Source organism: Moraxella lacunata (genome assembly GCF_002027545.1).
GTDB classification, from domain to species: Bacteria; Pseudomonadota; Gammaproteobacteria; order Pseudomonadales; family Moraxellaceae; genus Moraxella; species Moraxella lacunata.
The window spans coordinates 1-7,058 of record NZ_MXAN01000013.1; the positions used below are offsets into that span (position 1 = coordinate 1).

6 protein-coding genes are annotated in these 7,058 nt (G+C 45.0%); 4 read left to right on the forward strand and 2 right to left on the reverse strand.

Annotation, left to right across the window (positions count from 1 at the left end):
* Positions 1-106: 106 nt before the first annotated feature.
* A complete protein-coding gene (gene ruvB, locus B5J94_RS02810; RefSeq protein ID WP_062498480.1) occupies positions 107-1,090 on the reverse strand; it encodes a Holliday junction branch migration DNA helicase RuvB in 984 nt (327 codons plus the stop codon).
* A gap of 413 nt (positions 1,091-1,503) precedes the next feature.
* Between ruvB and B5J94_RS02815 the strand changes: the two genes are divergently transcribed.
* Together B5J94_RS02815 and B5J94_RS02820 are read left to right on the forward strand one after the other, a co-directional pair.
* The gene (locus B5J94_RS02815; protein ID WP_062498481.1) at positions 1,504-2,034 is read left to right on the forward strand and encodes an MCR_0457 family protein; all 531 of its coding nucleotides are present in this window, start codon (positions 1,504-1,506) and stop codon (positions 2,032-2,034) included.
* A gap of 131 nt (positions 2,035-2,165) precedes the next feature.
* A complete protein-coding gene (locus tag B5J94_RS02820; RefSeq protein ID WP_062498482.1) occupies positions 2,166-3,320 on the forward strand; it encodes a D-alanyl-D-alanine carboxypeptidase family protein in 1,155 nt (384 codons plus the stop codon).
* Between the two features lie 88 nt (positions 3,321-3,408).
* Here the strand turns inward: B5J94_RS02820 and nadR are convergent, their stop codons facing one another.
* Positions 3,409-4,443 (reverse strand): multifunctional transcriptional regulator/nicotinamide-nucleotide adenylyltransferase/ribosylnicotinamide kinase NadR, encoded by a 1,035-nt coding sequence (nadR, locus tag B5J94_RS02825; RefSeq protein WP_062498483.1) that lies wholly within the window; start codon positions 4,441-4,443, stop codon positions 3,409-3,411.
* Between the two features lie 178 nt (positions 4,444-4,621).
* Between nadR and B5J94_RS02830 the strand changes: the two genes are divergently transcribed.
* Positions 4,622-4,867, forward strand: coding sequence for a PspC domain-containing protein (locus B5J94_RS02830; RefSeq protein WP_062498484.1), 246 nt, complete (start codon positions 4,622-4,624; stop codon positions 4,865-4,867).
* A 75-nt stretch (positions 4,868-4,942) separates the two neighbouring features.
* On the forward strand, positions 4,943-6,877 hold the full coding sequence (htpG, locus tag B5J94_RS02835) for a molecular chaperone HtpG (protein ID WP_062498485.1): 1,935 nt from the start codon (positions 4,943-4,945) through the stop codon (positions 6,875-6,877).
* Positions 6,878-7,058: the final 181 nt, after the last annotated feature.

The following is a 7,058-nucleotide window of genomic DNA, read 5'->3' on the forward strand; positions in this document are numbered from 1 at the left end:
GGTTTATGGTATCTACAATTAAAAATAATGATAGGATAATCAATAAGTTACCATGTTAAGCCACGAGCAGAGTAAATTGATAAAGTATATCCCAACATAATCTTACTTAATCATCTATCGCTAATCCCTTATCCAACAATATCCGCCCCTTTGGCGTGCGTTGGATATAACCCTGCTGAATCAGATACGGCTCTATCACGTCTTCTAGCGTGCCACGGTCTTCTGCCATCGCCGCCGCAATCGCCTCCACGCCCGCAGGTCGCCCATCAAAACGCTCTTTTAACATGGACAGATAACGCCTATCTAAGTGGTCAAGCCCTTGTTTGTCCACCGAGAGCATATCTAGGGCAAGGCTTGCCATTTGCCCTGTAACCACGCCATCGCCCTTGACCTCGGCATAATCACGCACCCGCCGTAGCAGACGGTTGGCGATACGGGGCGTACCACGAGAGCGTCTGGCGACCTCTACCGCCCCCATCTCCTCCATGTCAATGCCTAACAGGCGTGCCGAACGTCTCACAATGGTGGTCAAGTTCGCCACATCATAAAATTCAAGGCGTTGGACAATGCCAAATCTATCACGCAAGGGCGATGTCAAAAGCCCCGCCCGAGTGGTCGCTGCCACAAGCGTAAAAGGGGGTAGGTCAAGTTTGATGGAGCGGGCGGCAGGGCCTTCGCCTATCATGATGTCAAGCTGAAAATCCTCCATCGCAGGGTAGAGTATCTCCTCGATGACAGGCGATAGGCGATGAATCTCATCAATAAACAACACGTCCCTCTCCTCTAAGTTGGTGAGCATGGCAGCCAAATCGCCTGCTCGCTCTAACACAGGGCCGCTGGTGGAACGTAGGTTTCCGCCCATCTCACGGGCGATGATGTTGGCAAGGGTGGTCTTACCCAGACCAGGCGGGCCAAAAATGAGTGTATGGTCTAACGCTTCGCCCCGTTGTCTGGCGGCAGTGATAAACACTTCCATCTGCTCACGCACTTTGGGTTGCCCGATGTAGTCAGATAGGGTGGTGGGGCGAATGGCACGGTCGAGATTGTCGTCTTTTTTGGTATTGGGGTCAATTAGGCGGTTATGATTCATAATGATATTATTAAAACTTAAAAAGGATACTTTATTCTCAACTTAAAATGGCAAATTATTGATTGTTCAATAATTATTTTTGAGTTGTGGGGACGAATTGTCATTTGCCCTCGATAAATCAATCGCTTATATCAAAGTTGAGCATGGAGCAAAGGGTATTATAAAGAAAAATGTCCAAAATGTGATGATTTTATGAATTAATTTTTTAAAAAGTAAAAACAGAATGTTGCCCAAATCAGTATGCCAAGGTAAGTTATTCATAAATTGGACACAACTGTTACTGCATCGTTACTAAACTTGATTTTTAAACACAATTATTCTACATTTTTGGGCAAATTTGAGACATTGTTTTAAAGATTTATGGGTATGATAGTGCCGTTCATTCAGTCAATAAGTCGGTCATTGCCATGCTTATGTCAGTATCTTTTACCCGTCTTGCCAAACCCAGTATCGCCATCACTTGTCATGGATTGACGTGCTTTGATGGTTTTTTTGCAAAAAACACCGCCAAAATAACATTCCCAAAGGTGTTTGTGATTATTTTTTGTGCTTATATCATGACTGTCATGACCGCTTTGCCTGCCAATGCTCAGCACAAAAACATCAAGTTGCTCAAACCTGCCAAGGCGTACACTGTCAGCACCAACGACTTGCCCGATGTTCGGGTGACCAAATATGAACTGGCGTTGATACAAGTCATGGCAGAGATGTGCCCAAATATGCTACACGGACGTCAAAGAGACAGGTTCTATGAAGCCTATGACAGTCAGCTTCGGGCATTCATTCCTAACGCTGACGACCCCGAAGAAGTGCTTGTTTATCTGTCCACACAGCAAGATTACCGAGCGGTACTGCAAAATGTGCGAGCATGGACGGCAACTTTTCCTGATAGAGAAAACCGTGAGATTTGTGCTCAATTTGCCAATGTGGGGCGAGCATTTTAAAGAATGTGGATTGGGCGACCAAAAGGAATTTTGTCAAAACGACAAAAACAGTAAAAACAATTTTATATTTTTAGTAAAGTTTGGTATAGTTAGCACTTTTTATGCATAAATTTGAGTGAATTTGCGGTATGATGACTTTTTTTAAGAAAACTTCCCTAGCCTTGGCGTTTTTGACAGTCTCTGTCACCGCCCTTGCCAATAACGGCATCAATCCCCCCGCCCAAGACAACGCCGCCTATGTACTGATGGATTATGACACAGGCACGGTGCTTGCCCAGAGCAATGCTGACACGCCACTGCCCCCTGCGTCATTAACCAAGATGATGACTAGCTATATCTTGGAGCAAAAACTGCTCTCAGGCGAGTTGTCTGAGACCACACCCATCAAGGTTAGCGAGACGGCATGGTGTCGGGGGTCAAGCAGTCAGTCGTGCATGTATGTACCGCTGGGCGAGAGTGCCACCGCCATTGACATGCTACGGGGCATCATCGTACAGTCTGGCAATGATGCATCGATTGCCGTGGCGGAGCATATCTCGGGGTCAGAATCTGCCTTTGCGGTGATTATGAATGATGAAGCTGCCAAACTGGGCATGACCAACACCCATTTTGCCAATGCCACAGGCATGCCTGCCGAAGGACATCGCTCATCGGCTCATGATTTGGCGGTGCTGGCACGCACGGTCATCAAGAACTCAGCACAGTATTACCCCATTTATAGCGAAAAAGAATTTACCTATAACAACATCAAACAAGGCAATCGCAATGCCTTGCTGTTCACGGATGCCACCGTTGATGGTCTAAAAACAGGACATACCGCCGAGTCGGGTTATTCATTGGCGGCATCAAGCCGCAAAGACAACATGCGTCTGATTGCCATCGTGCTTGGGGCAAAGAGCATGCAAGCCCGTGCTGACCAAGCTCGTGAGCTACTAGAATTCGGTTTTGGGCATTTTACCAATGTGGTCGTCGCCACCAGCGGAACAAATGCAGGTAATATCCCCGTCAAATTTAGCAAAAATAAAACCGTCACTGCCAGTACGCTCAGCGACCTAAAAGTACTCACCACCAAAAACCAAACGGGCAATTTCACCACCGCCATCAAGCTCAATGATAACATCACCGCTCCCATCAAAAAAGGGCAAGAGCTTGGTCAGATGATGGCAGTATTAGATGGCAGAACGGTTGCCAGTACACCCATCATTGCTGATGAAGATGCAGAGCAGGCGGGGTTTGTCAGTCGCATGTGGGAGAGTTTGGTGGATTGGATAAAAGGATTGTTTTAAAATATCTATCATCATAAATCGGGGCATGTCCCCGATTTTTTGTGTTAATTTTATTGTCAAATTGACAAATTTTTAAATCATTTTTAAATCATTTTTTAAAAATAACAGTATCAATAAATTTGACCGCCGATAAATATCTGTCGTGATAGTCTTTATTGTTAATAATATGTGGGGTAATTTGATATTTGTCAAATAATCTCATGAGCGTCTTTGAAAAAGCACTGCGTTCATCGTCCGAGCCTAATGACCGCATTCCGTCTGCGACCCATTTGACGTTATTATCGAGCATAATGGTATAATCCATTTTGACATTTTCACAAAATGCCGTTAATAAAGGGTGAGTGCGATTTTCATACGTTTCACAAAAGGCTTGGGTGGTAATAAAATCGGTATCAATAATGGCAATGGGGCTAATGGCGTTTTTTAGGGCGTTTTGAATTGCCAAATAATGCTGATTGGCAATAATGGGATAATCGCTGTATTGCAATCCAATCTCCGTGCCACCCAAATCACTGTGGGTGTAGAGTCGCCCCATTTCTAAGACAAAATTTGCCCCATAATGATTGGCAAGTTTGTGTACGAGCGTGGTTTTGCCCGAGCTTTCACCGCCCACGATACAGACGGTTTTGGTGTAGTTTTGTTTGGCGGACGGGGTAATGACGTGAAAATGGGCAATGGGATTTTGATAAATGGCGGTGCTATTATAAGGGTTATCGGGTAGTAGGGCGATTTGGTAGGTTTGGTTATTTAAAAGATTATTTTCGGCAAATGATTTGATAAATAGGGTGGGCGTGTCATTGATTTGTAGGGCGTTAATAATTACATCAATCAGTGATGCATCAGAGTTTGGCTCATCATAAGCCCAAGTTTGCCCACTTATATTCCCATTTAAATCAGTAAAATTTAAACTATTAGCCGTATGCACTTTAATAAACCCAAAAAACTCACACGCCACTTGCACGGCTCGGGCTTTGTCTTGCAAAGTTGGCTTAAATGGGCTATCACCATCTTTGGGCAATACCACGATGTGTAAGGTATCCACTTGCCCTGATGCGTGATTGATGTCCGCCAAATGCCCCAAATGTAGGGGTTCAAAATGTCCGATGAGAATGCCTGTGTTCATTATGTCACCTTTTTGTAATGTTAAGTGAAAATCGTAAGATTGAGTAAAATCGCTTGAAAATCATGGTTTTAGCTGTTATCTTAATCACTCTTTCTTTTTCTTTTCAACCAATTTTATTTATATTATACGCAAATTTTTGGGAGTAATAGTAAATAAAAGTAACAAATAAGGTTTTATCATGGCACAAGCAAAATTATACAAATTACATCGTTCACGTCATCACCGCATGATAGCAGGCGTGATGGGCGGTATCGCAGAATATCTGGGATGGTCGCTCACGATGGTGCGACTTCTGTTTGTCATCATCTCAACCGCCAGTGCTGCCGTGCCGGGGGTGCTCGTTTATTTCATCTTATGGATAGTCATGCCAAAGGCGACGGCAAATTCATACGTGCCAGAAGCTGATTATCAGCAGGTGCGATAAATCCCCTTGAAAAATCCGCCCCTATCCCTATTTTTATCCTGTTGATTTTTACCTTGAATTTGACAGGATATTTTTATGACCATCAAAAACCACACCTTTGAAACCGAAGTCAATCAGCTTCTGCACCTTGTAACGCATTCACTCTACTCAAACCCTGACATCTTTATTCGTGAATTGGTGTCTAATGCGTCCGATGCGTGCGACAAATTACGCTTTTTGGCGACAAGTGATGACAGTCTTTACGAAAATGACGGCGAACTTGCCATTCGCATTGAAATTGACAAAGACGCCAAGACCTTGACCATCAGCGACAACGGCATTGGCATGAACGAAGCGGACGTGATTGACAACTTAGGCACGATTGCCAAATCAGGCACCAAAGCCTTTTTGGACAAATTATCAGACGCTGACAAAAAAGACGGCAACCTTATCGGACAGTTTGGCGTGGGCTTTTACTCGGGCTTTATCGTGGCGGACAAAATCACGGTAGAAACTCGCAAAGCTGGCGAGCCAAGCAGTCAGGGCGTACGCTGGGTATCGGACGGCACAGGCTCATTCACGACCGAGTCTATTGACAAGCCTACCCGTGGCACTTCCATTACCTTGCACCTAAAAGATGAATTTGTGGAGCATGAAGACGGCGAATACAGCTATCTTGACCGCTATAAAATCAAGTCGCTCGTATCAAAATACTCCGACCACATCAGCCTACCCATTCAAATGCGTAAAGAAGTGTGGCAAGAAGATGCCGAGCAGGACGAAAACGCCCCTGTGCCAAATGGCGAGATGATTTTGACGGACGAATGGGAGACGATTAACAAAGCGTCCGCCCTATGGACACGCACGCCAAGCGAGATTAATGATGATGAGTACAGCGAGTTTTATAAAACCGTAAGCTATGATTTTGATGAGCCATTGACGTGGACGCACAACCGAGTGGAAGGGCGTGTGCAGTACACTCAGCTTCTATATATCCCCAAAAAAGCCCCGTTTGACCTGTACGCCCGTGAACAGCAACGTGGGCTAAAACTCTATGTCAAGCGTGTGTTTATCATGGACGATGCCGAACAGCTTCTCCCTGTGTATCTGCGTTTTGTTAAGGGCGTGATTGACAGTGCTGATTTACCGCTGAACGTGAGCCGTGAGATTTTGCAAGAGTCCCGTGATGTCAAGTCTATCCGTGAAGGCAACGCCCGCCGTGTGCTGACCCTATTGGCAAGCCTAGCAAATAGCGAAGATGAGACCAAACAAGCTAAATTTGCCGACTTCTACCGAGAGTTTGGCGATGTCATCAAAGAAGGCTTGGGCGAAGACAAAGCAAACCAAGAGCGTATCGCCAAACTGCTCCGCTATGCCACAAGCACAAATGACAGCGTTGAGACCAGTTTTGCCGACTATAAGGCACGCATGAAAGACGGTCAAAAGGCGATTTATTATCTCACTGCCGAAAACCTAGTTTCTGCCAAAAACAGCCCACAGTTAGAGCTATTTAACAAAAAAGGCATTGAAGTTATCCTGATGACATCAAAAGTGGACGAATGGGCGATGAACTTCTTGACCGAATTTGATGACACGCCATTACAAAACATCGCCAAAGGGGCGGTGGATTTGGGCGATTTGACCGATGACGCCGAAAAAGAAGAAGTCAAAAAACAAGAAGAAGCCCTCAAACCTGTGGTAGAACGCCTAAAAGGGGTGCTTGGTGGACGAGCCAAAGACGTGCGAGTAACGAGCCGTCTGGTAGACTCTCCTGCCTGTCTTGTTGTGGGCGATGGCGAGCTGACCCCGCAAATGGCTCAAATGCTAAAAGCAATGGGACAGCCTGTGCCTGATGTCAAGCCCACGCTTGAAATTAACCCCACGCATCCGCTGATTGCACGGCTTGAAAACAGTGGTGATTTTGACGACCTAGCCGAAGTTATCTTTGACCAAGCCCTAATCGCAGATGGTGGACAGCCTGATGACCCTGCGGGGTATTTAAAGCGGATTAACAAGTTACTTTTGAAATAATCGTTTTAAAATAATCGCTTTAATGGTTGTTTATAAAATACCCTGTTTTTGACGGGGTATTTTTTTGGTGTGTTGTGGATACAAAGTAAATACCTTTATATGGCAAAACTATGGTATAATGACTGTTCATTTTTTTAAGTAAGTCGTTGTTTAGGGTGTGCCTGCCTTTTGTATTTGCAAT